Origin of the sequence: Spirosoma arboris (assembly GCF_009754945.1) — a bacterium.
GTDB lineage: Bacteria > Bacteroidota > Bacteroidia > Cytophagales > Spirosomataceae > Spirosoma > Spirosoma arboris.
In genome coordinates, this window is record NZ_WPIN01000011.1 from 12,354 (window position 1) to 38,901 (window position 26,548).

23 protein-coding genes and 1 pseudogene are annotated in these 26,548 nt (G+C 43.4%); 11 read left to right on the forward strand and 13 right to left on the reverse strand.

Annotated elements, in window-relative coordinates:
• The first annotated feature begins 79 nt into the window (after positions 1 to 79).
• The 4 genes from GO755_RS25370 (at position 80) to GO755_RS25385 (ending at position 4,995) form a co-directional block, all read left to right on the forward strand.
• Positions 80 to 643: a (2Fe-2S)-binding protein gene (locus tag GO755_RS25370; protein ID WP_157588113.1), complete on the forward strand. Its 564-nt coding sequence runs from the start codon at positions 80 to 82 to the stop codon at positions 641 to 643.
• Positions 640 to 1,650, forward strand: a complete 1,011-nt coding sequence (locus tag GO755_RS25375) for an FAD binding domain-containing protein (RefSeq protein WP_157588114.1) — start codon at positions 640 to 642, stop codon at positions 1,648 to 1,650. The genes GO755_RS25370 and GO755_RS25375 overlap by 4 nt, the downstream gene beginning before the upstream one ends.
• Complete coding sequence (locus tag GO755_RS25380; protein WP_157588115.1) at positions 1,647 to 3,923, forward strand: xanthine dehydrogenase family protein molybdopterin-binding subunit; 2,277 nt, start codon at positions 1,647 to 1,649, stop codon at positions 3,921 to 3,923. The genes GO755_RS25375 and GO755_RS25380 overlap by 4 nt, the downstream gene beginning before the upstream one ends.
• Before the next feature lie 175 nt (positions 3,924 to 4,098).
• Complete coding sequence (locus GO755_RS25385) at positions 4,099 to 4,995, forward strand: SDR family oxidoreductase (protein ID WP_157588116.1); 897 nt, start codon at positions 4,099 to 4,101, stop codon at positions 4,993 to 4,995.
• A gap of 379 nt (positions 4,996 to 5,374) precedes the next feature.
• Here the strand turns inward: GO755_RS25385 and GO755_RS25390 are convergent, their stop codons facing one another.
• Positions 5,375 to 5,791, reverse strand: a complete 417-nt coding sequence (locus GO755_RS25390; protein WP_157588117.1) for a hypothetical protein — start codon at positions 5,789 to 5,791, stop codon at positions 5,375 to 5,377.
• A gap of 339 nt (positions 5,792 to 6,130) precedes the next feature.
• On the opposite strand from GO755_RS25390, the gene GO755_RS25395 reads away from it, so the two are divergent.
• Both GO755_RS25395 and GO755_RS25400 read left to right on the forward strand, forming a co-directional pair.
• Positions 6,131 to 7,024: a YihY/virulence factor BrkB family protein gene (locus GO755_RS25395; protein ID WP_157588118.1), complete on the forward strand. Its 894-nt coding sequence runs from the start codon at positions 6,131 to 6,133 to the stop codon at positions 7,022 to 7,024.
• A gap of 135 nt (positions 7,025 to 7,159) precedes the next feature.
• Complete coding sequence (locus GO755_RS25400) at positions 7,160 to 7,774, forward strand: hypothetical protein (protein ID WP_157588119.1); 615 nt, start codon at positions 7,160 to 7,162, stop codon at positions 7,772 to 7,774.
• On the opposite strand, the gene GO755_RS25405 is transcribed toward GO755_RS25400, so the two are convergent.
• Both GO755_RS25405 and GO755_RS25410 read right to left on the reverse strand, forming a co-directional pair.
• Positions 7,771 to 7,995 (reverse strand): hypothetical protein, encoded by a 225-nt coding sequence (locus GO755_RS25405; RefSeq protein WP_157588120.1) that lies wholly within the window; start codon positions 7,993 to 7,995, stop codon positions 7,771 to 7,773. The genes GO755_RS25400 and GO755_RS25405 overlap by 4 nt on opposite strands.
• A gap of 52 nt (positions 7,996 to 8,047) precedes the next feature.
• On the reverse strand, positions 8,048 to 8,773 hold the full coding sequence (locus GO755_RS25410; RefSeq protein WP_157588121.1) for a DUF72 domain-containing protein: 726 nt from the start codon (positions 8,771 to 8,773) through the stop codon (positions 8,048 to 8,050).
• Positions 8,774 to 9,307: 534 nt separating this feature from the next.
• On the opposite strand from GO755_RS25410, the gene GO755_RS25415 reads away from it, so the two are divergent.
• Both GO755_RS25415 and GO755_RS25420 read left to right on the forward strand, forming a co-directional pair.
• Positions 9,308 to 10,186 (forward strand): SMODS domain-containing nucleotidyltransferase, encoded by an 879-nt coding sequence (locus GO755_RS25415; protein ID WP_157588122.1) that lies wholly within the window; start codon positions 9,308 to 9,310, stop codon positions 10,184 to 10,186.
• Positions 10,164 to 10,748, forward strand: coding sequence for an SLATT domain-containing protein (locus tag GO755_RS25420; RefSeq protein ID WP_157588123.1), 585 nt, complete (start codon positions 10,164 to 10,166; stop codon positions 10,746 to 10,748). Before GO755_RS25415 ends, GO755_RS25420 begins: the two co-directional genes overlap by 23 nt.
• 373 nt (positions 10,749 to 11,121) lie before the next feature.
• On the opposite strand, the gene GO755_RS25425 is transcribed toward GO755_RS25420, so the two are convergent.
• Positions 11,122 to 12,342, reverse strand: coding sequence for an IS256 family transposase (locus GO755_RS25425; protein WP_157588124.1), 1,221 nt, complete (start codon positions 12,340 to 12,342; stop codon positions 11,122 to 11,124).
• A 64-nt stretch (positions 12,343 to 12,406) separates the two neighbouring features.
• On the opposite strand from GO755_RS25425, the gene GO755_RS25430 reads away from it, so the two are divergent.
• Positions 12,407 to 12,775, forward strand: a complete 369-nt coding sequence (locus GO755_RS25430) for a response regulator (protein WP_198174925.1) — start codon at positions 12,407 to 12,409, stop codon at positions 12,773 to 12,775.
• A gap of 54 nt (positions 12,776 to 12,829) precedes the next feature.
• Positions 12,830 to 13,270, forward strand: a complete 441-nt coding sequence (locus GO755_RS25435; RefSeq protein WP_157588126.1) for a response regulator — start codon at positions 12,830 to 12,832, stop codon at positions 13,268 to 13,270.
• 39 nt (positions 13,271 to 13,309) lie between these two features.
• Here GO755_RS25435 and GO755_RS25440 read toward each other — a convergent pair whose 3' ends face one another.
• A complete protein-coding gene (locus GO755_RS25440; protein WP_157588127.1) occupies positions 13,310 to 13,783 on the reverse strand; it encodes a response regulator in 474 nt (157 codons plus the stop codon).
• A 291-nt stretch (positions 13,784 to 14,074) separates the two neighbouring features.
• Positions 14,075 to 15,256, reverse strand: a complete 1,182-nt coding sequence (locus tag GO755_RS25445; RefSeq protein WP_157588128.1) for an ATP-binding protein — start codon at positions 15,254 to 15,256, stop codon at positions 14,075 to 14,077.
• 492 nt (positions 15,257 to 15,748) lie between these two features.
• Here GO755_RS25445 and GO755_RS25450 point away from each other — a divergent pair, with 492 nt between their 5' ends.
• Positions 15,749 to 16,810 carry a hypothetical protein gene (locus GO755_RS25450; RefSeq protein ID WP_157588129.1) on the forward strand — a complete coding sequence of 354 codons (1,062 nt, stop codon included), beginning with the start codon at positions 15,749 to 15,751 and terminating at the stop codon, positions 16,808 to 16,810.
• Between the two features lie 71 nt (positions 16,811 to 16,881).
• On the opposite strand, the gene GO755_RS25455 is transcribed toward GO755_RS25450, so the two are convergent.
• From GO755_RS25455 to GO755_RS42195, 7 genes and pseudogenes are all read right to left on the reverse strand, one after another.
• Positions 16,882 to 20,001 (reverse strand): efflux RND transporter permease subunit, encoded by a 3,120-nt coding sequence (locus tag GO755_RS25455; protein WP_157588130.1) that lies wholly within the window; start codon positions 19,999 to 20,001, stop codon positions 16,882 to 16,884.
• The gene (locus GO755_RS25460; RefSeq protein ID WP_198174926.1) at positions 19,998 to 20,945 is read right to left on the reverse strand and encodes an efflux RND transporter periplasmic adaptor subunit; all 948 of its coding nucleotides are present in this window, start codon (positions 20,943 to 20,945) and stop codon (positions 19,998 to 20,000) included. Before GO755_RS25460 ends, GO755_RS25455 begins: the two co-directional genes overlap by 4 nt.
• Positions 20,946 to 21,912: 967 nt before the next feature.
• Complete coding sequence (locus GO755_RS25465) at positions 21,913 to 23,229, reverse strand: TlpA family protein disulfide reductase (RefSeq protein WP_198174927.1); 1,317 nt, start codon at positions 23,227 to 23,229, stop codon at positions 21,913 to 21,915.
• A 40-nt stretch (positions 23,230 to 23,269) separates the two neighbouring features.
• Positions 23,270 to 24,649: a 6-bladed beta-propeller gene (locus GO755_RS25470; protein WP_157588133.1), complete on the reverse strand. Its 1,380-nt coding sequence runs from the start codon at positions 24,647 to 24,649 to the stop codon at positions 23,270 to 23,272.
• A 211-nt stretch (positions 24,650 to 24,860) separates the two neighbouring features.
• Positions 24,861 to 25,112 carry a hypothetical protein gene (locus GO755_RS25475; protein ID WP_157588134.1) on the reverse strand — a complete coding sequence of 84 codons (252 nt, stop codon included), beginning with the start codon at positions 25,110 to 25,112 and terminating at the stop codon, positions 24,861 to 24,863.
• A gap of 717 nt (positions 25,113 to 25,829) precedes the next feature.
• Positions 25,830 to 26,339: pseudogene (locus GO755_RS41545) on the reverse strand (IS630 family transposase).
• Between the two features lie 115 nt (positions 26,340 to 26,454).
• Positions 26,455 to 26,526, reverse strand: a complete 72-nt coding sequence (locus GO755_RS42195) for a helix-turn-helix domain-containing protein (protein WP_394351045.1) — start codon at positions 26,524 to 26,526, stop codon at positions 26,455 to 26,457.
• Between the last annotated feature and the right edge of the window lie 22 nt (positions 26,527 to 26,548).

Consider the following 26,548-nt stretch of genomic DNA (forward strand, 5'->3'; position numbering starts at 1 on the left):
GTTACTTAATTTCTGCAAACAACCCAGCTCTTCACTTGTTACGATAGCACAACCCGTTTTATACTCATTGCGGACCCGTATGAATCTAACGCTCGGCACTCTCTTGCCAACCAACGAATCGCCATCCCTGCCTGCGATACAGACAGCAACCAGGCAACCAGTAACGCTAACCGTAAATGGTGTCAAAACAGAATTACAGCTGGCTCCCTGGACCTCACTGCTCGATGCGTTGCGCGAATACATGCACCTGACGGGTACCAAGAAAGGCTGCGATCATGGCCAGTGCGGAGCCTGTACGGTGCTGGTCAACAACAAGCGAATTAATGCCTGTCTGACGCTGGCCATCATGCAGGAAGATACTCAGATCACAACCATTGAAGGGCTGAGCAGTCTGGATCAGACATCCAGCTCATCGAAGTTACACCCTCTACAACGGGCTTTTATCGACCATGATGCGTTTCAGTGTGGGTATTGCACGCCGGGTCAGATCTGTTCAGCCGTCGGGCTACTGAACGAAGGGCATGCCAAAACAGCCGACGACGTGCGCGAATTGATGAGCGGCAACATTTGCCGTTGCGGTGCTTACCCCGGTATTGTTGCAGCGATTACATCGGTTATGGATTCTCAACCGACTACTGTATGAACAGCTTTACGTACGCCCGAGCTAGTGGCATTACGCAGGCAGTGGTCGAACGGTCGGCGAAAACGGACGCTGCGTTCATTGCAGGAGGAACGAACCTGCTCGATCTGATGAAGGAAAATGTGGCCCGGCCTACTCATTTGATCGATATCAACCACCTGCCGCTGACAACGATTACCTCAATCGAAAGTGGCGGCCTGCGGCTGGGAGCCCTTGTCACCAATGCTGATACCGCTTATCACCAGCAGGTTACTCAGCGGTACCCACTGCTGTCGCAGGCGATTCTGGCGGGGGCTTCTGCCCAACTGCGAAACATGGCAACCGATGGTGGAAACCTAATGCAACGAACTCGCTGCTATTATTTCTACGATACCGCAACGCCCTGCAATAAGCGAGAACCCGGCTCAGGCTGCTCGGCCATCACCGGCTTTAACCGGATTCACGCAATTCTAGGTACGTATGCCCAAGATCAGCAAGTGTATTGCATTGCTACCCATCCGTCGGATATGTGCGTGGCTTTGGCCGCTCTCGAAGCCGTCGTGCGCGTAACGGGCCCTGACGGGGATCGCACTATTCCATTGGCCGAATTCCATCGGTTGCCTGGTGATACACCCCACCTTGATAATGTGCTTCAGGATGGGGAATTGATTACGGCCATTGATCTGCCTGCCGACGGATTTCCAGATCATTATGCGTATCTCAAGCTACGAGATCGTAGTTCGTATGCCTTTGCTCTGGTGTCGGTAGCAGCGGCCCTGGACATTCAGGACGGGCAGATTAAAGATGCCCGGATCGCGTTGGGCGGAGTAGCGCATAGACCCTGGCGACGCCCAGACCTGGAAGCAACACTGACGGAAAAAGCGCCCAATAAGACTGTTTTTCAGTATGTAGCCGATGCCATGCTCGAAGGAGCGCAGGGCTTTGGACACAATACCTTCAAAATAGAACTGGCTAAACGAGCCATCGTACGTGCTCTGCTTCAAGCCACTAATCGCCCATCAGCCGTATGACACAATACACCGGAAGACCCTTAAACCGTGTAGACGGGGTAGATAAAGTAACGGGAAAAGCCAACTATGCCGCTGAATTCGACGTACAGGGTTTACTCTACGGCTACATCGTAAACAGTACGATTACCAAAGGGAAAATCAGGCAAATTCATACGGATGACGCCCGGAGGGTTGAGGGCATCGTATCCATTTTTACGCATGAAAATCGGCCCAAACTTGCCTGGTTCGATCTAAGCTATAAAGATCAGGATGCCCCTCCAGGCTCACCCTTTCGTCCCTTGAGGGATGCACAAATCCAGTTTAATGGTCAACCTATTGCGCTGGTCGTGGCCGAAACGTTTGAGCTAGCCCGGTATGCCGCTACCCTGATTCGGGTTGATTATGAGCAGGAAACTCACCAAACCGATTTACAGGCCAATCGGCATAAAGCCCGAAAGCCTGCTGTAGGCATGGCGACCTTATTCAAACCACCACCACCTGATCCACGCGGTAATTTTGAAGAAGCCTTCAGGAATGCACCCGTACAGGTCGCCAGTGAGTATGTCCACGGCTCGGAACATCATAATCCGATGGAGCTTTTTGCCAGCACGGTCGTATACGAGAAGGGACGCTATAAGTCGGGCGAGCGTTATACCATTTACGATAAAACGCAGGGCGTCACCAATAGTATCCTCTATGTTTCACAGGTATTCAACATTCCGTTTAAGGATATTCGGGTCATCTCGCCTTATGTTGGCGGAGGCTTTGGGTCGGCGCTACGACCACAGCATCAACTGTTTCTGGCTGTACTGGCCGCCAGGGAACTGAAACGATCGGTGCGGGTTACGCTCACTCGGCAACAGATGTTCACCTTAGGCTACCGCCCGGCAACCGTACAGACCGTAGCGCTGGGCGCTTCGTCTGACGGAACGATGACAGCAATGTACCACGATGGAGTGGCCGTAACCTCACAATTTGAAGATTATACGGAAGTAGTTACCACTTGGGGTGGGCTATTGTATCCGGCTGAACACGTAAAATTCGACCAGAAAATCATATCCCTTGATGTGGCAACGCCCATGGATATGCGCGCACCCGGTGGCGTTACGGGTGTTACGGCCCTTGAGTGTGCAGTCGACGAACTGGCCTACAAATTGGGCATGGACCCGCTGGAGTTGCGATTACGCAATTATACCGAGCGCAATATGAATAATGATCTGACGTATTCCAGCAAAGAACTTCGGGAATGTTTTCGACGGGGAGCCGAACGGTTCGGCTGGGCAAAACGCAATCCCGAGCCTCGCTCCATGCGCAAGGAACACACCTTGGTAGGTTGGGGGATGGCCACCGGAATCTGGGATGCCTTTCATGCACCCGCCCGGGCAGAGGCGGTCCTGATGGTCAATGGAAAGCTACGGGTCAGCAGCGCTACCGCCGATATCGGTACGGGCACTTACACCATCATGACGCAGATAGCTGCTGATACGCTGGGAATACCCATGGAAGATGTGCTGTTTAAACTGGGCGATACTGATCTGCCAGTGGCGCCTATTGCAGGCGGTTCCTGGACAGCGGCCACCGTCGGGTCAGCCGTGAAAGCAGCTTGCGAAGCAGTGGGTGAAAAACTATTTAAACTAGCCCGAAAATTGCCCAATTCGCCCTTCGCCAAGGTTCGTTTCTCGGATGTGCTATTTGCCGAGAAAGCCATTCGGTTAAAAAAAGATCCTGCTATAGCGATTCCCTTACAGACACTTATCGATGCCAATGGAGGTGCAGCTGTCCGGGCCATCTCCACTTCAGTACCCAATCTGTTGAAGCAACGGAAGTATGCCCGTAATACGCATTCAGCCGTGTTTGTCGAAGTCGAAGTCGATGAGGATTTTGGGACAGTTCGCGTAACACGGGCGGTAACATCTGTAGCTGCCGGGCGCATCCTGAATCCCAAAACGGCACGCAGTCAGATCATTGGCGGTATGGTGTGGGGCATCAGTAAGGCGCTGGAAGAAGAAAGTGTGATGGATCACCAGTTCGGGCGGATTATGAACCACTCGCTAGCCGAATACCATGTGCCCGTCAACGCCGACATTCATGAGTTAGATGTCATTTTTGTAGAAGAACACGACGACATTGTTAATCCGCTCGGTGTAAAAGGGGTAGGTGAAATTGGTATTGTGGGCATGCCAGCTGCCATTGCCAATGCCGTTTTCCATGCCACGGGTATCCGGGTGCGAACCTTACCCATCACACTGGATAAACTTCTGACAGCGGCTACTACAGAAGTATCAACATCATGAAAGCATACTCGTCTGTTGAGAGGCAGAGACCTAACCTCTGGCTATTACTGCCCTCTTTTTGATATAACCAGTTGGATTTGGGAGCCGTTACGTAGTGGGCTTCTGTTTTTATAATTGATACTGAATAGTCAGCAATTGATAGTACCGCATTTACCTATTAATCCGTCAACGTATCATGAAAAACGAAAAATACACTTCCCAGCAGGACCCTCGTCAGGTCTATCCAGCGCCACCTTATAATCAACAATCACCCATCGAGCCGCCGGGAAACGATAGCCAGATGCATCCTAAACCAGATTATGGTGAAGCATCCTACCAGGGAAGTGGTAAACTCAACGGGCGAAAAGCACTGATTACAGGAGCCGACAGTGGTATCGGTCGAGCGGTAGCACTGGCCTTCGCCCGAGAGGGTGCAGACATCCTGATTGCCTATCTGGAAGAAGCAGCGGATGCCAGGGAAACCGCACGTCTAGTTGAAGAGTCAGGCCGACAAGCCGTACTGATTAAAGGCGACATTCAGCAGGAAGCCCATTGTCAACACCTGATTCAGCAGGCGGTGGACGAATGGGGCCAGTTGGACATTTTGGTCAATAATGCAGCTTTTCAGATGAGCCATCAGTCCATTGCAGAACTGTCATCAGAGGAATTTGAGCAGACCTTTCGGACGAACATCTTTGCCATGTTTTATCTCTGTAAAGCGGCTATTCCGATCATGAAACCGGGTAGTGCGATCATCAATACGTCATCGATCCAGGCTTATGAACCGAAACCTCATTTGCTAGCCTATGCAGCAACCAAAGCGGCCATTGCCAACTTCACCAAAGCCCTGTCCCAAGAAGCGATGGAACACGGGATTCGGGTGAATGCGGTAGCTCCTGGACCGGTATGGACTCCTCTTATTCCTTCCACCATGCCACCAGAACGCTATGAGCAGTTTGGCGCTGATACACCCGTAGGCAGAGCTGCTCAACCGGCTGAGTTATCCCCAGTCTATGTCTTGCTAGCCTCTCCCGAGGCCAGCTACATCACAGGCATGATTTATGGGATAACGGGGGGAAAACGACTAGATTGACGTTTTTATCTACTCGCGTAGGGGTATCAGTAAACTGGAGATTGACGCTCAATGAATCGTGAGTGAACACCTGACAGCCAATCAATATTCACTCACAGGTGTAGTAACAAACCAATACTAACTTACAAAAAAGTATGCTGGATCTCGTGCAAAAGCAAAATCGGTGTGCACGGACACCTGGGTTGTTTAGTAAAGTGTATCCAGTCAACTGTAGCAAGTCCACTAAACAAGTAGCCATGGGGAGCTTGTTTAATAAGAGCTCGGAACTAAACTTCGCTTTCCTATAAAAATAACTTGGCCTGCTTCATTGAGGTACTATCACCCGCCTGAACGATCAAGTACAGGACAGTTGGTTTGTCTGGCTTCAGGAACACCGGACTTAGTTCAATTCGGTTAAATACATCCGCTCCCATCGACTGGCTAGTTGATAGACGTTTCCTCGTTTAACAACGGCAAACCGTTGAGCCGGAAACCTCTTCTCGCTTTTAGCCGAGTCGATCCGCTCTAAGGTTAATGAATCATTATTTACCTGCCAGCCAATGGTCATCTGCTCTGAAATCCCTTGTTTACTGACCCAAAACTGGCCTCTGTGGTTTCGAAGCAAGACTAATCGTATGGCCGTATCCTTGAACCGAACAGCAGCGGGTCCGTCCAGGCTTACCGCGAATGTTTTACCCGCTAATGACCGATCGGACGTAACCTGGCTTGCCTGGCTTGTCTCTGGCGAACACTGAGGGACTATGAGGATAGTCAGCAGGCAAGCCATCCGTCTCATCACCGCAAGTACAGAATGCATAATCGAGTATAGGAAATGATGCAACCACTTAACATCGAACAAGGATTAGATTGTTTTAAGCAGTGTGATTGAAAACCTTACAATTTGGTTGGTGATTATAAGCGGCTTTGTTTCCCTTACTAACAACTCCTCTTCCTGGCAGTTATCTCCTAAACGTGTCTCATTATTCCATCACAGTGAATTTTCTTCTGGTCAGACAAAGGCAACTGCTCATGAGCATTCTATCATTCCTATACGGTTATTCGCCGACTCCCTGCCGATGCCTCAGGAGCCCCCAAGCCTCCGAAAGGCCTGGGAGCTAAGGTCTGGGGCGTTTTACGGGACGCCTTCAACGGATTTATGGACGACCGCTGCCTCAAGCTGAGTGCGTCCCTGGCGTATTACACCATTTTTTCACTAGCACCTTTGCTGGTGCTAGTCATGGCACTGGCCAGTATTTTTTTGGGCGAAGAAGCCATCCGCGGCCAAATCTTTGGCCAAATTAATGGACTGGTGGGTAATCAAGCGGCTAAGCAAATTCAGGATATTATCAAGCAGGTAGGCTTATCGGGCAAAACCAATACGGCGCTGATTGTCGGGATTGGTACCTTGTTATTGGGAGCCACCAGTATCTTCATCGAGATCCAGGATTCGGTCAATCTGATCTGGCGGGTGAAGGCTAAACCCAAACGGGGCTGGCTCAAACTGCTCAAAGATCGGCTGTTGTCCTCCTCCTTAGTGGTCAGCTTAGGGTTTCTGCTGCTGGTCTCCTTAGTCGTCAACGGTCTGCTATTGGCCTTGAGCAATCAGTTAACCCGTTTCTTACCGGGTCTGGGGGTATACCTCATTAGCGCCCTTAATTTTGCCATTAGTACGGCGGTGATAACAGTACTCTTCGGGGTCATTTTTAAGGTGTTGCCCGATGCCAAAATTGCCTGGAAAGATATGCGGCTGGGCGCCATTTTTACGGCCTTACTCTTTATGCTGGGCCGTTATTTGTTTGGATTATATATTGATACGACGGCGACCGGTTCGACTTATGGAGCAGCTGGCTCTCTGATTATTATTTTAACCTGGATTTATTATACAGCCGCTATTTTATATTTTGGGGCGGAATTCACCCAGGCGTATGCCAATCAAGTAGGCATCAAGATCGAACCCGCTGATCATGCGGTTTATGTCGAGCAAACGGAACGGGAGCGCTCCGTTGACACGATTCCGACCGGGCAGAAGGTAAAGCAGGTTAAACAGTAGTCATTTATGGATAGGCATTGTAGGTAGCCAGCCGCCATCACCAACGCAGTTTTCCATGCCATGGGTATCCGCGTTCGCGAAATGCCTATTACACCGGTAAACTCTTGATAGCGTCTAATCCATCCGAGCCATATCATGAAACAGCAATCAGTCATTGATCAGCTATCCCAGGAGGTGAAGTTACTACAGGGAGAAGCAACGAAAGATGTTACCTATTCTAGTCAGCAAACCTTTCCAGATGAAGTCACTACTTCAGCGGCTTTTAATCGATCAATCGAAAAACTATGGAACGTTGCCGCCTGGTCTAATCTATCCCCCTTTACAGCCACCTTCAAGCTGTTTGATTCGGCGGGTCAACCCAAAGTAGGCTGTGTTCCTCAGCAGGACGATTACATTCAGGTGATAATCCCGGGCCCAGCCCCGGAAAACTGGGTGCAGGTTACCCATACCTATAGCGGAGAAAAGTGGGCCGAATTTACGGTTCGTCCCAGCCACGATCCGCATAAGCCCCCTTCGGCGCAAATCGATCATTTTTTTCATGCCGAGGCTCGCAGCACGTTCCGCGTTGAACGAACAGGTACCACTATTACGGCGTACGAAATTGGGCGTTACGAAGGCATCAATCGAGATTCGCCCCAGGCCGGTCATCGAGGTCTGGTCAATACGGTGATGGCGGAGGTGGGTTGGCTGTTCTACCAAAAATTACAGTGGAAACACCTGACCGACTATCTGGTTCATGTAGAGAGCTAGCTAGGTAGCCAACAACCTGACTCCTTGGTAAACTGTCTGTAGTCTCCCAAGCCAGTATCATTTACCAACCCATCGACTTGAAGGCTCTTTGCCTGGGTTTCGGTATAAATTTCGTCCAGTGTATGTGGATTGATGAGCGTTTGAGTACCGTATTGATTCCAGTACGCATTGGCCAACGGCGCTACCCCGACCGAATCGACCTTAGTTTTTATAGCGATCAATAGGCTCTTGATGACAGGTCTGACCTTCTGAAACCGGCTACGAAAAGCTACGCTATTTTGTCAGGTAACGAAGGGTTTCTGCATTTCGAACCGCATTTCCCTCTCCATCGTTGTTGAAATAAACAAATACGTCTTTGCCCAAGCTCACCCACTCTCCAACCCGATCGGCCCACCAGTGTAAATCAGAGTCCGAGTAAGATCCGCTATACAGCTGGTGGGGATCAGGGCCATGCATCCGGACATAAACAAAAGGAGCTGTCGCTCGCAGGATACAAGGTAGGCGCGCCCCACTCATGATGCAGTAAGCGATTTGGTGCTGTTCGAGCAAGGCAAAAATAGCTTCGTTGTGCCAACTGATATGCCGAAACTCGATGGCTACTCGCATCCAGACCGGAATCTGTTTCACAAAGTAGGCCAGTCGGGCATAATCATAGGGATGATTGGGCGAAAGCTGAACCAGAAGGATGGCCCGCTTGTCGCGCAGTTGGTGCCAGCAAGCTTGTATACGCTCGATCCAATTTTCAGGCGCATAGAGTTTTTTGGCGTGGGTCAGCCCACGGGATGCTTTCACCGTCAGCAGAAAACCATCTGGTAAATGTCGTCGCCAACCAGCAAACGTTGCTAGCTTGGGCCAACGGTAGAAGCTACTGTTTAATTCAACGGTGTGAAACCGTTGTACGTAATACCCTAATCGGTCATGCACGGGGGTTGCCGATGGGTATAAAACGCCCTGCCAATGATTATAGCTCCACCCGGAGGTGCCAATGTGAATGCTCATGCCTTCCTAACAAACGCACCTAAGACGATCTTGGTGGTGCTTTAGAATTTAACTCAACAGGTTATAAACTGTTCTTCTTTTTCGAAATGATCGGTTTAGGAGTCTATGCTGAGATCAGTAACAAAGAACTGATCCTTGAACAGGATTGCATTTTGATAACCTACATCATTCAAAAGATTTGGCTTTCAAAACCATTACTTGGGAGCTAGCCCCTATTTCGTCCCCAAAATAGCCTTACCTTGATTCGCAAATGATCAAATAAGGCTGTCCATGGTGGATAGCTTGCGAATCGATCCAGACGTACGAATATTAATCTCCGATAATCTGCTTAAAGTCTGCCTCATTGAGCTTGTTTCAGCTTGAACTAGCCTTTTTCGTTTGCCTACAGATGATCATATCATTTCTCAAAAGAGTGTTTATCGAGATGGAAAAAACAATGTAGATACAGCAAGAATATATGAATTTGTCTGTAGTTACAAAGAGATGTAACTTGCGTCAATATTAAGGACAATCCCACCAAATTATATAACTTAAATGAGCGTTTCCTCGTGGTTTCAACAGTTTTGTACAAACATCCAGATTTCGAATGATAACGTTTCAACCATCGCATACCGTTATAAGCGTATTACTAGCCAGCTAAATGCAAATTACTGGAACAATAATGCTTCCGAAACTGCAAACAGTCTCTACGTTGGCTCGTATGGTCGCGATACAGACATTCATGTCAGCGATATTGATATGATTTTCCGGCTTCCTTGGGATAAGCATACACAGTACAATAACCACTCGGGAAATGGGCAATCGGCTCTAATCCAAGAAGTTAAAAATATTGTATTAAAAACTTATTCCAGGACATCGGTACGGGGAGATGGCCAAGTTGTTGTCGTTGAATTTTCTGATGACATACGATTCGAACTTGTGCCCGTTTTTGCCTATACTGATGGTTCTTTTTGTTACCCAGATACAAACAACGGAGGCAGTTGGAAGACCACAAATCCCAAGCCTGAGATTCAAGCCATCAAAGAAGCAAATGACAATTGGAATAAGAATCTAAAGCGTTTATGCCGAATGGCTAGAGCCTGGAAGGACAACAATAATGTAAATATAAAAGGGATACTTATCGATACTTTAGCATATCACTTCATGAGTGGTTGGTCATATACTGACAAAAGTTATTTGTATTATGATTATATGTCTCGGGATTTCTTTGCTTACCTGTACGAAGCTAGAAATAACTATTCCGGCTGGGAAATACCAGGTAGCAAAGAAACAATCTATAGAGATGGCGTCTTTACGTCAAAGGCAAAATCAGCTTACGACCTATGTTTACTAGCTATTCAAAAGGAAAAAGATTATCCAACTACCGCAAAGCGACATTGGCGAGAAATTTATGGAGCCGAATTCCCAGCCTAACCCCCTTCCTGACCTACATGCACTCACTGACCAAATTCGAGAAATTTATGGTCGGGTTGTGTATTCGCACAAAACACAGGAAAAATGTGCGGATATTCTCAATAACCAACATCGACTGATCAAGACCTGGCAATTAATTTTGTCAGCCTTCACGACTACAAGTGTATTATCAAGGGTGTTTACAGGTTATGATTGGACGTTGGCTGCCGCAGCAATATTATCAACCATACAGTTTGGTTTCAATGCCTATCTGAAAGAATATGATTTAGGTAAGGTTGCTCAGCGACATGCCGAATCAGCAAATGACCTATTAGGCATCCGAGAGGCTTACTTTACGTTGCTGACAGACATCCAATCAAAATTAATAAGAGTGGAGGATGTAGTTGCCAAGCGTGACCAATTGGAACAAGATTTATTGAACATTTACAAGAGTGCTCCCCGCTCCTTTCCTAGTGCCTATAGAGCAGCTTCTAAAGCACTAAAAGAGATGGAGGAGATGACTTTTTCTGATGCGGAGATAGACAAGTTTTTGCCAAACATTCTTCGAAAGTGCAAAAACTAAGTAACCTATAGAGTCAACTGAATGTAGAGTCATGAAAAGTGTCTTTTAAAATGTCCCATTTACGGAGATGCAATCGCCTTCGTCTCACATGGGAGGGTTTATTAAGGCAATGCCCATTTGCTTGTTAATAGGCTAACTATTTTTCGTACTTTACTTCCCAAAGTACGAAAACGAAATACTATGGCGCTGCAAAATCGCCTATATATGTTTGTAAATCAATATAATCCCTACCTTTACCTAGCTTGTACCCTTAACTGATCATCATGCACCAAGAAAAAATATTTGAAATATTAGTGGTGGATGATGAGCCTCCTATCAGTGATGTACTTAGCCGAGTGGCCCGGGAGTGCTCGCTGAACTGTGTCAGCAGGTTTTATTCGAAGCGATGTGATTTTATTCGTTCTTCAAAGATAATGCTGAACTGATTGATAATCTCTTTCCAGTTATAGGTCGTCGTCTCCCATTTAATCTGCAAATTCTGAATCACCAGATAGACCAGTTTTTGTAAAGCTACATCCGACGAAAAAGCACCCTTCGTCTTGGTCACTTTGCGTAGTTGACGATGATAACCTTCGACCGTGTTGGTCGTGTACATCACTTTACGAATGGGGGCTGGATAGTCGAAAAAGGGCGATAACAATTCCCATTTCTCCACCCAAGGCTGGATGGCTTTAGGATAAGCGGAGCCCCATTTTTCCTGTACGACTAACAGGTTTTCTAAACCTTGCTCCCGATTAGGAGCCTGATAAATTGTTTTCAGATCAGTAGCCAGCTCTTTCAATAACTTGTCGGGTACGAACCGAAAACTGTTGCGGAGCTGATGAACAATACAGAGTTGTACCGTAGTGGCCGGAAAAACACTGGCAATGGCTGTATCGAAACCCTTCAAGCCATCCACGCAGGTAATTAACAGGTCTTCTACTCCGCGTTGTTTTAGATCGGTGAGCACCGTTAACCAGAATTTAGCTGATTCACTTTCAGCCGTATAAATGCCTAGAACCTGCTTTTTGCCTGAAAAACTCAGCCCGATCACGCTATAAAGTACACGCGTGACCACTTTGCCATCATGGCGCACTTTGTAATAGATGCCGTCGAGCCACACCAATGTGTATAGACTTTCCAATGGCCGGTTCTGCCACTCCCGCATGGCCGGAATAACCTTATCCGTAATGGCGGTTAACTCACTGTCGGAGAGCGAGTAGCCATACATCTCTACTAGGTGCTGGCTAATGTCGGCATAGCTATTGCCTACGCTGTAGAGCGAAAGCACCTTCTGTTCGAGTTGGGGAGTGAGTACAACCTGTCGTTTGGGAACGATCTGAGGTTGATAGCTGCCGGTTCGGTCACGAGGAGTCTGCAACTCTAAAGGGCCAGCACTGCTTTTGACCTGCTTAGTGGTTTTTCCATTTCGACGGTTCTGCTCAGGGAGCCGGGTTTGGGCCAAGTGGCCATCCATTTCGCCCTCTAAAGCCGACTCTAAAAAGTGTTTGAGTAAAGGCGCGAACAGGCCGTTTTCGCCCCTGAGGGGTTTACCTTCATAGAGGCCTTTAATAGCGGCCTGTTTGAAGGCCTCAAAATCGAACTCGTTAGTCATGATAGTGAAAATAAGAGTTTTTATCCCTTTATTCACCTGTGACACAGTTCAGCGAGCAGTCTCAGTGGCCCAAACCCTATTTCCTGAAGCGAGCTTTATCAATACAACCTCCGCTAAAGAGACAATAGACCATTTGGATAAACGAGAATATGACCTCCCTCAGTTAATTTTATTAGATGTTGATCTAAAACAATCCGTTGGTGGATTAGACTTATTGCCACAATTGATTGAGCGCTTTAAAGGGCATGTACCTATCATTATCTTTAGTGGCATAGGGGATGAGTTAACGGTTCACCAAGCCTATGAGCGGGGAGCTGTGGCCTATACCAAAAAACCGAGCGATTTACAGGGTTGGAAAAACTATGTGGCAGCCATGCGAGACTATTGGTATGGTACAACTCGACTGCCAACTATTGATCCTTCTTTTGACTAGTGCCATTTCCATGCTGCCAAGCTGATTACCCACCGTTTTACTTAGCTTTATACTATGCCGACCAAATTTGCCGTGCTTGTGGTGGATGATGATCTTTCGTTGCAGACCCTATTGAGTAAAGCAGCTAAAAAAGGATTTCCAGAAGCTTCCTTTACTCAAGTCGCCAACGTTGATCAAGCTAAAGAATATTTTAGTTCGTTGTCAGGCCCTGCTCCTCGATTAGTGCTATTAGATATTCATTTAAACGCTGCTGAGACTGGCTTCGCCTTTTTATCGTACCTACGCGCCGATAAACGCAATAACGCGTTGCCAGTGATCATGTTAACAGTCAGTGAAGCATCATCTGATATTCGTAAAGCCTATGAAAATGGGGTCAATTCCTTTGCCATCAAGCCCTTCAAAATGAGCGAATGGGAAGATTATTTAGCCGCTCTACGCACCTACTGGTTTGAAACGGTGACCTTACCGACTATTTATTTCAATAAAGAAGACTAACTTATTTGTGGCGATGGCTATCGAAAAAATAGCAAGAAATTAACGTAGAATTTCTTGTTGTTTTTCAAAATACGTTCTTGGTAAAGTAGCTGTTTCATACCAAAATAAACGTAAATTAAATAGGAAATTTTTCCAGTCCAGAAACGTAAACGGCTTCACAAAGTAAGACGTTGCGCCCAACAAATAGGCTTCTTTCACGTGCTTTTGATTTTCGCTTTGAGATAATATAATTGCAGGTAGCAACTTCCCTAATGGATGAATTTTCAGCAGGTTAAGGAAATCTAATCCCGTATGAGCGCCAGGCAAAAACACATCCAATAGGATCAAGTTAGGCCCTTTGCCCTCTAAGTTGTATAAATAGACTACAGCTTCATCAAAGGTGTTAATGGAGATGAAATCCGCTTCGGGGAAACTACTTTTTGCCGCCCGATGAATAATGTCAACAATAGCTAGATCATCTTCCACCAGCAAGATTGGAAATGTAAGCTTACCGGATTGAAGAGCAGATGTCATTTTAGCTGTGTTTAACAAATATAATCAGATTTAGAGGTAAATGGTTATTAGAATTCGATTAGGACAGATTATAATGTTTTATAAGATGGCCATTCATCTTGTAATAAGCCATTTTGCCCGTTTCGTACTTTTCTTCTTAAAATACGAAAATCGGTACTTGATTGACCTTTCAAACCTCCTTGCAACTTGATATTTGGGCGTTTTGAATTGGGTTAATTTTCGTATTTTCTAGAATAGGACGAAAATAGAATTATCAGACCTATATGGCTACATAATGGGCAATCGCGTTGCTTATTGAAAATTGCGAAGTTCCTGCATCATATCGACCAGAGAGATCGCCGTGACATCTTTGGAAATCGGATAGCGTTCTTGGCCTGGATAAACCAGAAATCGTCTGGTCGCACCAATATCTTCGCAACCCAGATAAAACCCTTTGGACAGGACGGGGGCCATTGAACGCTTAATCTCAATCGCATATTTCTGCTGCATGTTCCGTTCAATAACGAGATCAATTTCCGCGCCCGCCGATGTCCGGTAAAACCACGGTGTGACACCGGGTGGTAAGCTGGATAACAGGTTTTCCACCACGAACCCCTCCCAACTGGCTCCCACCACCGGATGACCTAGCAGATCATCCATAGTTGTCAGGTTGAGTAACGCATGGGTAATGCCACTATCGCGAATATAAACTTTCGGTGCTTTGACCAATCGTTTGCCGACGTTTCCAGACCACGGACGCAGATGGCGGATCAGCAACAGGTCTTCCAGCAGTTCGATATAGCGTTTAGTCGTCGGTATGGTAATGCCAAGACTTGCTCCTAATTGGGCCATGTTCAATTGAGCGCCTTGATTGTGGGCCAGCATTGTCCACAAAAGCCGTAAAGTAGTCGCTGGAATGCGGGGTCCAAACTGTGGCACATCCCGCTCTAAATAGGTATTAATAAAGTTGAGCCGCCAGCGAAGACTAGCCGGATCGGTTTTGGCTAAAAAGCTGTCGGAAAATCCACCACGCAACCAAAGCCGGTTCTGATCGCCGGTCTTGTGGTCGATGATTTCCGTAGCGGTCAAACCCGATAGTTCCTTATAGGCTATGCGACCGGCCAGGGATTCAGATGCCTGTTTTAATAGATCAAGCGATGCTGATCCCAAAATGAGAAATTGCCCCGTTTTGTATCCCTGTTTGCGTCGTCGGTCGATGACACCGCGCAAAATGGCGAACAACTCGGGGACGCGCTGGATTTCATCCAGAATGATGAGTTGTCCCTTATGCAGCTCAAAATATGCTTCGGGTTCACGCAGTTTGGCTTGATCCGTCGGACTTTCAAGATCAAGATAGATCGGATCGGGATTGATAGCGGTTGCAATTTCTTCCGCCAGTGTTGTTTTGCCAACTTGGCGAGGGCCAAGGACGGCCACGGCTGGAAACTCCTCCAGGAGCTGAGCGATTTCAATCTGGGCTTCGCGCGTTATCATCCTTGCAATTATAACACAATGTATTAGATTTACAAGGATAATTTTATGGTCGAGCAGAAAGCTAACAAACTGTACAAGTTATTGGATTCGCTATTGAAATAGAATTCGAAATAAAAATCTACGCTTTTTTCTACCTATACCATTCTTAAATCTAAATATACCATACTAGACTGCTTATTTATAAGGTATCCAGTTAGGCTTACCTAAATTCTTAAATACCAGAAAATAAAGTTTTCACTAAAAATGATAATCTCGTTGCCCTCCTAAATAAACGAGCTTTATAACACTAAGCAAATTCTTTAAATTCAATTGACGAATTGATCTTTTTTTAGATTTAGTCAACATTTCTGAAATAATAAACCTTTGCCATAGTTTTCCGTGAAATTGCCCTACTTTAGAAGCCTTTTGAAAATATTGACTCTTAATTTAAAAATTAAATACTTGTTCTTTATTCAAATTTATTTTTGAAATTTAAGCTTTAACTATATATATATGGTAAAGGGTGCTTTTGCTTCGAATTTTGCTTGTCAACTTGATCAAAGGAGAGAATCGGTCATTTTGCGCATTTGTGCTTTAGGTTTATTAGTATCTATTATGTTATCATTCCACTTGTGGTGGCTACCTCGAAAGTTCACAGTTGTTACTTTCATTGAAAATTTTCCTTACTATATTTTATTAAATAACATACTTTTTATTAGTTTATTAATCACAATCATCTGTTCAATATTACAACCTCTAAGGCCATTGTCTTGCCTTATTTCTATTTTACTGATTCTACTCATTGGTCTAGACCAAATTCGATTACAACCATGGGTATATTTCTATTGGCTGTTTTTTATCTCTCACTTTTTTTTTAATAGACTGCAATTAGTTTTTAATCGAGCAACAATTAGTAGTATGTACATCTGGGCTGGAATTTATAAATTTACTGGTGCTTACATGATTAACGGAGCTAGTTTAGCTAATACCGCCTTCCCATTTATTCCAGAATTAGCAGGTAATATTAGCACTGCAATAATCCCACCACTTGAATTGCTGATTGGGATTGGATTGTGGATACCAACTTACTATCGACACATACCTTTTTTAGCTTTTGGACTACATGGGATTATTCTTATACTTCTCATAAAATTAAATATGAATTCAGTTGTCTGGCCATGGAATTTCTCTCTTATATTTCTGCTTTATTTTATTCCCGCCCCTTCTACCCCAGATATAATGGGATTAAAAAAATGGACTCAGATAACTGCTGTGGCCTCCTTGTTTATCATCCCAGCCTTTTCGATCATTAGCTTAATTCCACGTGCAATGGCTTGGCATCTTTATTCAGGCGATAGTTATCAAATAATATGTATTGATAGTACTAGTGCAATCGTACTTAATTCTGCATGTGTGTCTGAGCTAAACGTTCCTTTACCTTCTGAACCAGGAATACTATTTCATATCCAAAAGGAAAATTGCAATCGCAATCCTTCTATTCGGCTACTGCTAAGATGGCCCTATGATCAACATCGACAGGATAGTTTAGTCAGTTGCCCATCAACATCATTTTGATACTCTTTGTGATAGTGTTACTATATTTAAGAAAAACTACGAATATTCCGAACCTATTTACTTATCAATATCTAATTTGCAAATCCACCCTGTTGGTGTTTAAATAGCCGCCAGTAGACCAATGGAATTACGGTCCAAGACGCTAGAACGCCCACGCTCATACCGCCAATTACTGCTTGGGCCAATGGCTGTTGTAACTCCGAACCTAACCCCCCACTGAATAATACTGGGAGTAAGCCCAAAACTGTAGTCAGGAAAGTCATGATCTGCGACTTTAGACGCCGTAGCCCGGCTAGCCGAATCCCTTCAATCAAAGAAGGCGAACTGCTACGATTCATAGTATCGATTTTCAAGATTGAGTCATTATCTAATAAACCAACCAAAACGACCATACCTATGGCTGACATTATATTTATACTATTGCCGAACAAATAAAGCGACCAGATGGCGCCGGCAATACCTAGGCCAATAATCAGTAGGACAATCAACGGTTGTTGAGTCGACTCAAACTGGGCCGTTAGAATGCAAAACAACAGCGCGATGGCAACAGCCACAATGCCAAGCAGTTCACTCAGATACCTACTGTCGCGAAAATAATGGCCCGTCCAACTGGTCAGCACGCCCGGCACATTGCGAATCATAGCATCGACCCTTTCCTGAACATCATCAACCGTTTGATTATTAACTTCATAATCAAATGGTATAAACGGGCCTTGGCGGTCGGCGTAGAAAATAGTATAGTCGCTATAAGGAAGTATTTCGATTAGGCTATGGAGTGGAATAGCCTGGTGCTGGCGGTTATAAACAAAAGTGTTTTGCCAGTTAGACTGCCAAAGAGGCCCGCTAAACATAAGCGGAATAAATCGCTGTTCGCTTTGGATATTAGTAATCGGGTAATTATTAAAAACCGTTTTTAAGGTTTGTACTACCGACTCGTCGGCTACATTATACAGCAACAACTTATCAGAACGTAATCGCACCTTTAATTGACTCTGCTCACCAATAGGATTCGATGGCAAGCCAATTTGCGCCAGTTGTCGAGCAATCTGTCCAGTAAGCTCTGGTTCGAGCGGTTGCTGCCCTTGTGTATTATACAATTTAAGTCGCAAAGGTGGCTCTGTAGTTCCAAATAACTGTTCAAATACGTTGCGAGCAGGCCTGAAATCGGCCATGGCCAGCGGGTATTGCTGTCGTAGTTGCTGAGTTAAGGCTAGCGCAACCTTTTTGGAATTACGATCAGAGTCGGTACGTAGACTAAGTAAAGTTTCACTTTCGGTTTGTTGAAATTGACGGTTTAGTAAGAACTGTTGCTGTCCTGTAAAGGCACTAATATAAATTAGAAAGGGTCGTATCGATTTGGTGAGTAGGTCCGTTCGACGTTGGTTTTCGGCCACCGTCAAAGGCTCATTCCAGTCGATAAAAACTTCTAGTTCATTATGGCTTACGTTGGGCATTCCCCGTTTCTCAATCAGAACACCCATCAAGATGGCCCCGGACAGTAGCCCCACCAGCCCCAACACTAACATCCATTTAAAACGAAATGCTGCCGAGAACATTACGTTATACCCCCACTCTAGCCAGCGCGTAAACAGCGTTGGTGGCAGCAAAACTTTGATATTCTGCCGATGATAAATCAGCGAGTATACTACTGGTATGAGCGTGTATGAACACAATAGCGATATACCTAAAGCTAGCGATACTGATACAGCCTGATCGAAAAATAATGCCCCAGCCAGACCGCTAAGAAGCAATAATGGCAAAAAAACTGCTGAATTAGTTAATACTGATGTAAACAAAGGAGTAATAACCTCATTAGCACCTATTGCACAACTTTCTATTACGCTCAAGCCTTCATCCCGTTTTTCCTCCACGTTTTCAAGAATGATAATTGCACTGTCGACAATCTCGCCCATACCTAGTACCAGCCCTGCCAAAGACACGATGTTGATGGATAATTTTAGTAAAAAAAAGCCAAGAAATGTAATCGCTATCGAGACTGGAATCACTAGGCCGATCAGTAGCGTGAGACGCCAGTCACGCATGAACAAAAAAACCATGCCGAAGGTCAACAACGCGCCAGTTAGTAAATTGCTGATGAAATTATTAATCGAAATATCGAGCAGTTCAGTTTGATCCTGACTAAGAGTAAACTCAAGTTGCGGGTAATCTTTCTGAAATTGACCGAGTAGTTTGTCTAACTCCCGACGCAGGTGCAACAACTGGGCATCATTCTGCTTGATAATGGCAAGACAGATGCCTCGTTTACTATTAAAGGCGTATATTCCGCGCAGTGGTCGTTCGCGGAGCGAAACAGTTGCCAATTCTCGCAGCGCAATCAACCGGCGAGGTGTTTCAGTATAGGCATCTTGTTCGGTGAGTACGTTGTCCGCAAAATAACTTACGCGGGGGTCATTTTGCGCTAAGGGTCCTGTCAACCCAACCCCACCCACGCTAATGACAACATTTCCCACGTCCTGTACCGTTTGGAGTACAGATGAAAATCGGATGTTATATTGATAAGGGCCTTCACGAACACTGAAGTTGCCAGGCTGTAAGTTCGCCTGTTTTAGGGCCTCAGCCAATTGCTGCTCCGTCAAACCCAAGCTTGCCAGCCTGCCTGCATCAGCCTGTACCAGTACTTCGGGCTGTGACAGACCCGTAGCATCTACTAGAGCCACTTCAGGTAGTTGCTCAATGCGTCGTTTGAGTACATTTTCGCTAAACTCGCTTAAAGCCAAAAAATCCTCCCGATAGTTTGGCCCCGGCAATACATTGAGGTTGAAAACCGGAATGTCGCCAGCACCAGCCTTAATGACTTTTGGCCGATCGAGGTCGCGAGGAAGTTGATCCAATATAGCATCGATTTTTTCGTTAGTTTCAAGATACGCCAGCCGGACATTGGTGCCGTAGCCAAACCGCAACGTCAGCACGGCCAGTCCATCCTGTACCACGGTCTGAATATCATCTAAATGAGTAACTTGCAGGAGTTGATTTCGGATAGGCTGCTCAATGGTGCGTTGCAACTCCCGTGCTGACGCCGACGGGTAGCTGACCTGGACCGTAATTTCAGGAACCGGAATATTTGGCAGCAGCGATACTGGTAATTGGAAAAACGCTAGCCCCCCTAGCACTGTCAGCGACAGTGTAACCACACAAACTGCAATGGGCCGATAGACAAGATAACGAATCATTGTTTTTGTGCTGTTACCGGCGAGTCGTGGGCTAGGTTGAGACTACCTACTACGATCACTTGCTCATTCGATTTTAGGCCTGCGGCAATGGCCACTTCGGTATCATTCTCGTGGGCTATAGTCACGTAATGCCACTTAGCCAAACCCTTCTCTACGGTAAACACCACCTTCCTGCCACTCCTTTCTACCACTGCTGACCGGGGAATTATGACTTGCTTGGCTAGCCTTCGTTCGATGAACACACGTGCGTTCATACCCTCGAATAGCCGATCATTGGGGTGGTTTATCTTTGCCTTGACTAACACCAAACCCTGTCCGTTAACATACGGATTAATCTCCGACACGATGCCTATGTAAGACTGATTCGGTAGGGAAAACGGTATAATCCGGACTGACTGACCATTCTGCACGCCCCCCAATTCGCTTTCCAGCACCGAAAACTCGACAAGTAGACCTGCTTGGCTCAACAATGTGCAAAAAGGCTCGAAGGAGGTAATGAAATTGTAGGGTTTCGCCGATAGATTGGCAACTAAACCGGCATAAGGGGCTCGCAACACGGTATATTCGAGTTGTTGCCGGGCAGCGGCCAGCGTGGTTTGCGCCCGATAATAACCGCTTTTGGTAAGAACAAAAGTACGAGCATTAGGTTTCAGACTAGCTGTATCGGTTTCGTGTCCGCCGTACTCAGCAATGAGAGCACGAAGCTGCACTTTCACCTCTGCTACTTGATCCTGTGCTATCCTCAAAGCTAGTTGCTGATCGCGATCATCAAGCCGTGCCAGCATCTGCCCAGCGGCAATAGCTTCACCGTTACGAGCGTCAATTTGATTGATAGTGCCGCTAATGCGGAAACTAAGTTTGCTCTGGTCTGGTGCCCGCAATACGCCGGTTGCTACCGATTTTAATACAAACGCGCCTAGGCGGGCTGGTTGGGTAATAACCAAACTAGCCCGGTTTGTCCCCAAGCGATTAGAATACGTGCTATCAGAGTGGGTAGCTGTCGAAGTTGGCGATTGGCAAGCTACCAACCTCAAGGCTATCCAACTTATAATAGCAAATTCATTTAAGGTTTTGCATCGCTTTGGGTAACTTAAAAAGATTAGTAACAAGTGTATTTGCTTCGAGTGGATATGTTTGTATTGAGTCATCCTATTTATAAGAAGCACTTGCTTCAACAAAGGGTGATGTAATACTATCTGATAATTTGTCTTTGTGCCCTAAAGTTGAACTAAATGGCCTTATAATTGGGAAGCAAGTACGGCATCCTGATCGCAAGCTGTTTCTGGAGTAGCTGGGTTCAAAAAATTATCCACTTCACATACATTAATGTGAGGCTAGGTGAAGTGGAAGATTTCAGAATTGTTTTGCAACCCCTATTGCTTGCATTTTAAAGGCAAATTATGGCGTTTACCAATCAGTAAAGCAGGTTAATAAATCGATTGTTTTATAACGACCACCTTGCAGCCATTGTCAATCACCTTCTCCCAATCATCCCTACTAAGTAATCGATTCTTGTTCCTTATAACAGCACTGTCCTCGTAGAAGGGTGCACTTACGATGAGGTGTTTGTAAACATAATAGCCGGATTCTTATCCTAAATAAGAGTAGATTTGTGACCCTGTACTGCCGAAAATGATTCCTAATCCTGACTCAGGGTGGCCTTATGGCCAAAAAGCTAGTTATGTAACTGGAGTAGATGGTCATGGCTCATAGTGAGACCCAATAAATTTGTTGGGACAATGAGTGATACGCCATTATGACCAGTGTGAAAAATGCATAGACTCCATTGGATAAGTGGGTTGCTGTCTGATAGCATCGCTTAACTTCAAACGTTCCCTTTCATTTTAAATTATTAAGCTTTTGACCATGTAGTCAAGAAATAGTTCGGTAATAGCATTCAGTAATTATGGTCTATTTTTTTTGCAATTTTGTTAGAACGTTGACCAAATTTGTTCCTCTAAGATTTTTTACAAGTATTTTACCATTTGGATCTATTAAAACAGTAGCTGGGTAGCTTTTGATTTTATAAAGGTCAACTAGGTTATTTAATGAGTCTGATATAATCTGAGGCCATTCTATCTGATTCTTTTCAACGTATTTTTTAAGTGTTTCTGGCGTGTCGTGACTAACAACACCCAAAAATACAATTAAAGATCGATCTGTTTTATTATACGCTTCTTTCAAATACGGTAATTCTTGTCGACAAGGCAAGCACCAGGTACCCCAGAAATCAATTAGTACATACTTACCTCTAAGATCAAGTAATGATATATCTTTATTTTCAAAAAAATCTTTATTTTTAAATAATGGTGCCCTATAGCCAACTTGTGTCGAATATAAACTATCATATTTGTTAGCAGGTTGAATTTGAAGTACATTTTTAACCAAATCAACACCAATGTATTTATAGTATGATTGGCTTATTTTAAAATACTCGCCTTCCTTACTCATTAAAGTAGGGAATAATTTTTTAGAAAATTTATCAGTCATTTTTATATTCGCAGTTGTATCGTTTAATACAATTGCAGTTGTATTAAAAAAAGCTGGGTTAGTAAAGTTTGAAGAAACAACTGCTATTTGATACGGGCTACCATCAGTTATATAATTTGCAACTAAATATGAAGGAAAACTACAACGAACTCCATCTTCAGTTTTCCAAATACCAAGATTAGTTTTAAATGATTTTATTTTATTTTTATAAAAAAGCTCATATGAAATCTCATGTATAGTATTTAAACTATTTACATCGGCGGCATTACTAGGCTCGAATGCTTGTTCATCACTAAAGTCTAAGTTATTGTTACTATCAAGCATTGCTAGCCGTTTACCAGAATTATCAAGCCCTGTTATTACATAAACATAGCATTGAATTGGCCGTACTGAGAGTGTTTTTGGGTCTGGTGTCCAATTCCAATTTTTCTGTAAATCTTCATAGAATTCTTTTGATAATTTTCCCGATTGCGCATTTTGAAAAACGTACTGAAAATTGTCTATTAAGATTCTACCTTGTTTCAATTGCTGCCAATTTCGAGGAAGGCCTTTTAGTTTTATATATGTATTAGTCCACTCGTTAACTTTGCTACTATCTTCCCACGAAGGTATAATGTATCCATTTACAAAAGGCCCATATCCTTCTATTTTTTCAAATGGCAATTCAATAATATTACTTTGTGCCCATACTGTGCTTATGGCGTTAATATAAAAAAGTATTACAAAAGCAGTTTTCATCTCTTTGTTAGCTATATGGTCTTTAAAAGGATTACAATTACTACTCAATAGTATAGAGTAGTAAAGTTGGATTACTTTGTTCATTAATAAACTTAGTTGTCAGTTTAAATTTATCTAGGGATAAAATTTGATCTTGATCCGCTTTAGAATCTAATTTCCTTAGAAAAGGCTCAAAAATTTCGTAATTAAGTACAGAGATAAATTCTGACTTACTGGCATATGCTGGGTGTATAAAAAATGGAATTTTATTATAAGATTCAATTTTGATTTTATTACCAGATATAGCTTTTTTCTTATTTTTTAAATAAAATGTATATATATCGCCATGAGAAGACTCTTTAAGTGCAAATGTTCTCAAATATATCGCTTTATCTGTTCCACAAAAGTCACTTGCATAAATATGTTTGTTTGAATTATTTTTCATATATTTTATCATATCTTCAAAAGGTCCATTTAAAATATGACTTTCTATTTTTAAGTCTCCTAAATCGAATTTGAAAAGAGAATTTAATCTATTGCTTTTGTTGATTATAAATAATTCATCTGAAAATCTCGGGAAAAATTTTAGATCCGATGATTTACTAAACGACTTTGATATAGGCCTAAAATTATTCTTATTATCTTTTCCAATTGGCTCAAGATAACCTGCTATGATTTTTGAAAATGTTGAATCCATAACTATTAAGTTGTGCTTATCAAATTCTGGTGACAGTTCTCTCAATTGGTTAGCAAATAAGCCCCTTTCAATAATGAAGTTCCCATTGGAAAATACAAAATCGTTAAAATATGTTGGAGTTTTTATATTTTTTAAGAATTTTCCATTTAAATCATACTTAACAATTTTTTTAAGAGAATTATCATAAATATAAAGGCCTTTAGAATCCTCATCAACATCCATACTAAATGGCTTTAAAAATTCTAAGGGCCCCGCGCCGGTTGCGAAAATTTTTTTTATAAATTTCCCCTTCCTATCAAATATATATACAGCTTTATTAATACTCTTATCAAGTATATATATTTTATTATCTGCTATTTTGATATCGTTTATTTTCCCTATTAAACATTTTTTATTTGTTTCTAAATGAACTACATCGATTTCTTTAATAAGGCTATCTATAATTATTTCTGAATCCATATCACTAAAAACGTCAATCGTGGTTGCCTTGATTGATGTTTCGGACAATTTGGCGCTTTCATTCGAACGAGAACAGTTGATATTAAAAATTAAAATTAAGCCAAAAGTAATAGAAGGTATACTTTTGTTTATATAATCCAAAAGTCTTTGCATATTAAATAAATAATTTTCAACTATAAACATTAAATTATTAATCTTATGGCTCTTATGTAGAGAAGTATTACCAAAAAGGCGATGCTTCTTTTTTAAGCTACTTTTGAAGTATTTTATCGAGTTTTTTTGCATAATATAGTATAATTTAATTCATCAATAATATCACAATGCAAGTTATATATGGCAATAGGCTCAAATATTAAGTAGAGGCTATTTTAGGCATATTTTTATAATTATATATTCAGAAAGAATAACAGGAATTAAATACAACTTTTGATACTATAAAAAGATATAGTATCAAAAGTTGTGTGTTTACTTTCAGGCACCAAATAATTCTAGACAATTAGAGGCAGGGTTGTGGTCCACAATTTTGTGTACCTCCATCAAGGCAATCTAGGCGAAACTGCCCCGTTTGATAAGGCATAAAGTTTTCATCATATGCTACACAAGGTTCTTCTACTTGTATTTTATCAGGTTCCCCCACACTTTCTTGCGCTTTCGCCTCAAAAGAATTGAACATTGTTAACCCTGATGTCAGGCCTGTTATTGCCGAAATCAACATCAGTCTTTTGAGCACTCCGGAAAATCTTTTCATAATTTTATCCTGTTTAAAAGTTAAATATTTTGTTTAATTAATTAAAATTGAATTGAAATATTAAATATGGCAATATATATCCTCAAAATTTATTATTCGGCAAGGGAATGATCTTGCCAATAGAAATGTTTTTTTCATATGATAAATTCTATATTTATTTATGATTTTTTCCAATAAGCTAAATAGCCTTAAAACAGTTACCATTATTGATGCGTTTTTTTGTCCAATATAATTCATAATTCGCTTAAAACTCAATGGGTAAAAGCCCCTTTTTTAACGAAAAAAACACCCCTTTTCTAACGGGAAAAACACCTCCTTTTTAACGGGGAAATCCCATATGAAATGAATATATTAATTTTTGATGTTCTAACTAATAATATTTGAATAGATGTGTAAATATTTAGCGCGAAAAAAGCTACTAGTCTCAAATATTAATATGTAAATTAATACATAGGAATAATTGGCATATTTCCGAGAGTCCGCTTCTGTTTTTAATCCGCCAAGCTAGGAGAAAAATGCCATTTGACTTTCGGACAACCTACTAACCCAAAGCAATATCGTTTCGGCTAGCTTTTAGATACCCTGATAGATAGTGATTCCGATTTTTTATACCACCCCTTAATTTTGTCGGAATGGTTGCTAACTTAGCCAATCATGAAAGCAAAAAGCCGTCTTCAATTTATCTCCGTGTTTAAGATCGTTTTATAGACCCGTGCATTACCGTAATAAAGGTGATCTCCTTTTTGTTGAAGAAAGCTTGTACCAAGGGTCTTTTTCCAGCCATTTGACTTGACCCAGAACCGCAACTGTTAGCTCTTCTAGGCTCGTAAAAACCTGATTCTTTAAACTACGCTTCAATTGGCTCCAGACCAACTCGACTGGGCTGAGTTGGGGACTATAGGCCGGTAGACGTTCCAGGGGAATCCGTCCTGGACGTTTTTTCAAAAAGGCTTTTACCACTTAACTGCAGTGGATGGCTGCCCCATCCCAGATTAGAAGCATATCTCGTTTCCCATAGCGTCCACACAACTTATTAAGAAACCATACGATGTCTTCACTGGTAAATGGCTGATCTTGACCGGCTACATAGATTCGACCATTGGGCGCCATAGCGGCAATCAAGCTTAAATGCGCACGCCCTGCTTGCTCCATTACTACCGGGGTCTGCCCACAAGGTGCCCAGGTATGAGCTAATAAAGGCAGCAAATAGCACGCCGACTCATCCACGTATAAAATGACTCGCCCATCTGCTTTTTTTGAGTTCAGGGAAACGCTCTTCTCCCCATTGAGCCACTGCCTGTGAGTCTTGCTGGCTGGCTTTTCGCTACGGTTTCTGTCGGCTCTAATTGAGTTTTGTCAAAATACGACCAACTTGAGAAGGGTCGTAACTGACACCAAATATTTTTTTGATCACTTCATTGACACTTTGCCGCGTC

Bases quoted from the DNA above. Each gene is read 5' to 3' on its own strand.
- GO755_RS25370 (WP_157588113.1), top strand. From the start codon at position 80: ATGAATCTAACGCTCGGCACTCTCTTGCCAACCAACGAATCGCCATCC.
- GO755_RS25375 (WP_157588114.1), top strand. From the start codon at position 640: ATGAACAGCTTTACGTACGCCCGAGCTAGTGGCATTACGCAGGCAGTG.
- GO755_RS25380 (WP_157588115.1), top strand. From the start codon at position 1,647: ATGACACAATACACCGGAAGACCCTTAAACCGTGTAGACGGGGTAGAT.
- GO755_RS25385 (WP_157588116.1), top strand. From the start codon at position 4,099: ATGAAAAACGAAAAATACACTTCCCAGCAGGACCCTCGTCAGGTCTAT.
- GO755_RS25390 (WP_157588117.1), bottom strand. From the start codon at position 5,791: ATGCATTCTGTACTTGCGGTGATGAGACGGATGGCTTGCCTGCTGACT.
- GO755_RS25395 (WP_157588118.1), top strand. From the start codon at position 6,131: ATGGACGACCGCTGCCTCAAGCTGAGTGCGTCCCTGGCGTATTACACC.
- GO755_RS25400 (WP_157588119.1), top strand. From the start codon at position 7,160: ATGAAACAGCAATCAGTCATTGATCAGCTATCCCAGGAGGTGAAGTTA.
- GO755_RS25410 (WP_157588121.1), bottom strand. From the start codon at position 8,773: ATGAGCATTCACATTGGCACCTCCGGGTGGAGCTATAATCATTGGCAG.
- GO755_RS25415 (WP_157588122.1), top strand. From the start codon at position 9,308: ATGAGCGTTTCCTCGTGGTTTCAACAGTTTTGTACAAACATCCAGATT.
- GO755_RS25420 (WP_157588123.1), top strand. From the start codon at position 10,164: ATGGAGCCGAATTCCCAGCCTAACCCCCTTCCTGACCTACATGCACTC.
- GO755_RS25425 (WP_157588124.1), bottom strand. From the start codon at position 12,342: ATGACTAACGAGTTCGATTTTGAGGCCTTCAAACAGGCCGCTATTAAA.
- GO755_RS25435 (WP_157588126.1), top strand. From the start codon at position 12,830: ATGCCGACCAAATTTGCCGTGCTTGTGGTGGATGATGATCTTTCGTTG.
- GO755_RS25440 (WP_157588127.1), bottom strand. From the start codon at position 13,783: ATGACATCTGCTCTTCAATCCGGTAAGCTTACATTTCCAATCTTGCTG.
- GO755_RS25445 (WP_157588128.1), bottom strand. From the start codon at position 15,256: ATGATAACGCGCGAAGCCCAGATTGAAATCGCTCAGCTCCTGGAGGAG.
- GO755_RS25450 (WP_157588129.1), top strand. From the start codon at position 15,749: ATGGTAAAGGGTGCTTTTGCTTCGAATTTTGCTTGTCAACTTGATCAA.
- GO755_RS25455 (WP_157588130.1), bottom strand. From the start codon at position 20,001: ATGATTCGTTATCTTGTCTATCGGCCCATTGCAGTTTGTGTGGTTACA.
- GO755_RS25465 (WP_198174927.1), bottom strand. From the start codon at position 23,229: ATGAAAACTGCTTTTGTAATACTTTTTTATATTAACGCCATAAGCACA.
- GO755_RS25470 (WP_157588133.1), bottom strand. From the start codon at position 24,649: ATGCAAAAAAACTCGATAAAATACTTCAAAAGTAGCTTAAAAAAGAAG.
- GO755_RS25475 (WP_157588134.1), bottom strand. From the start codon at position 25,112: ATGAAAAGATTTTCCGGAGTGCTCAAAAGACTGATGTTGATTTCGGCA.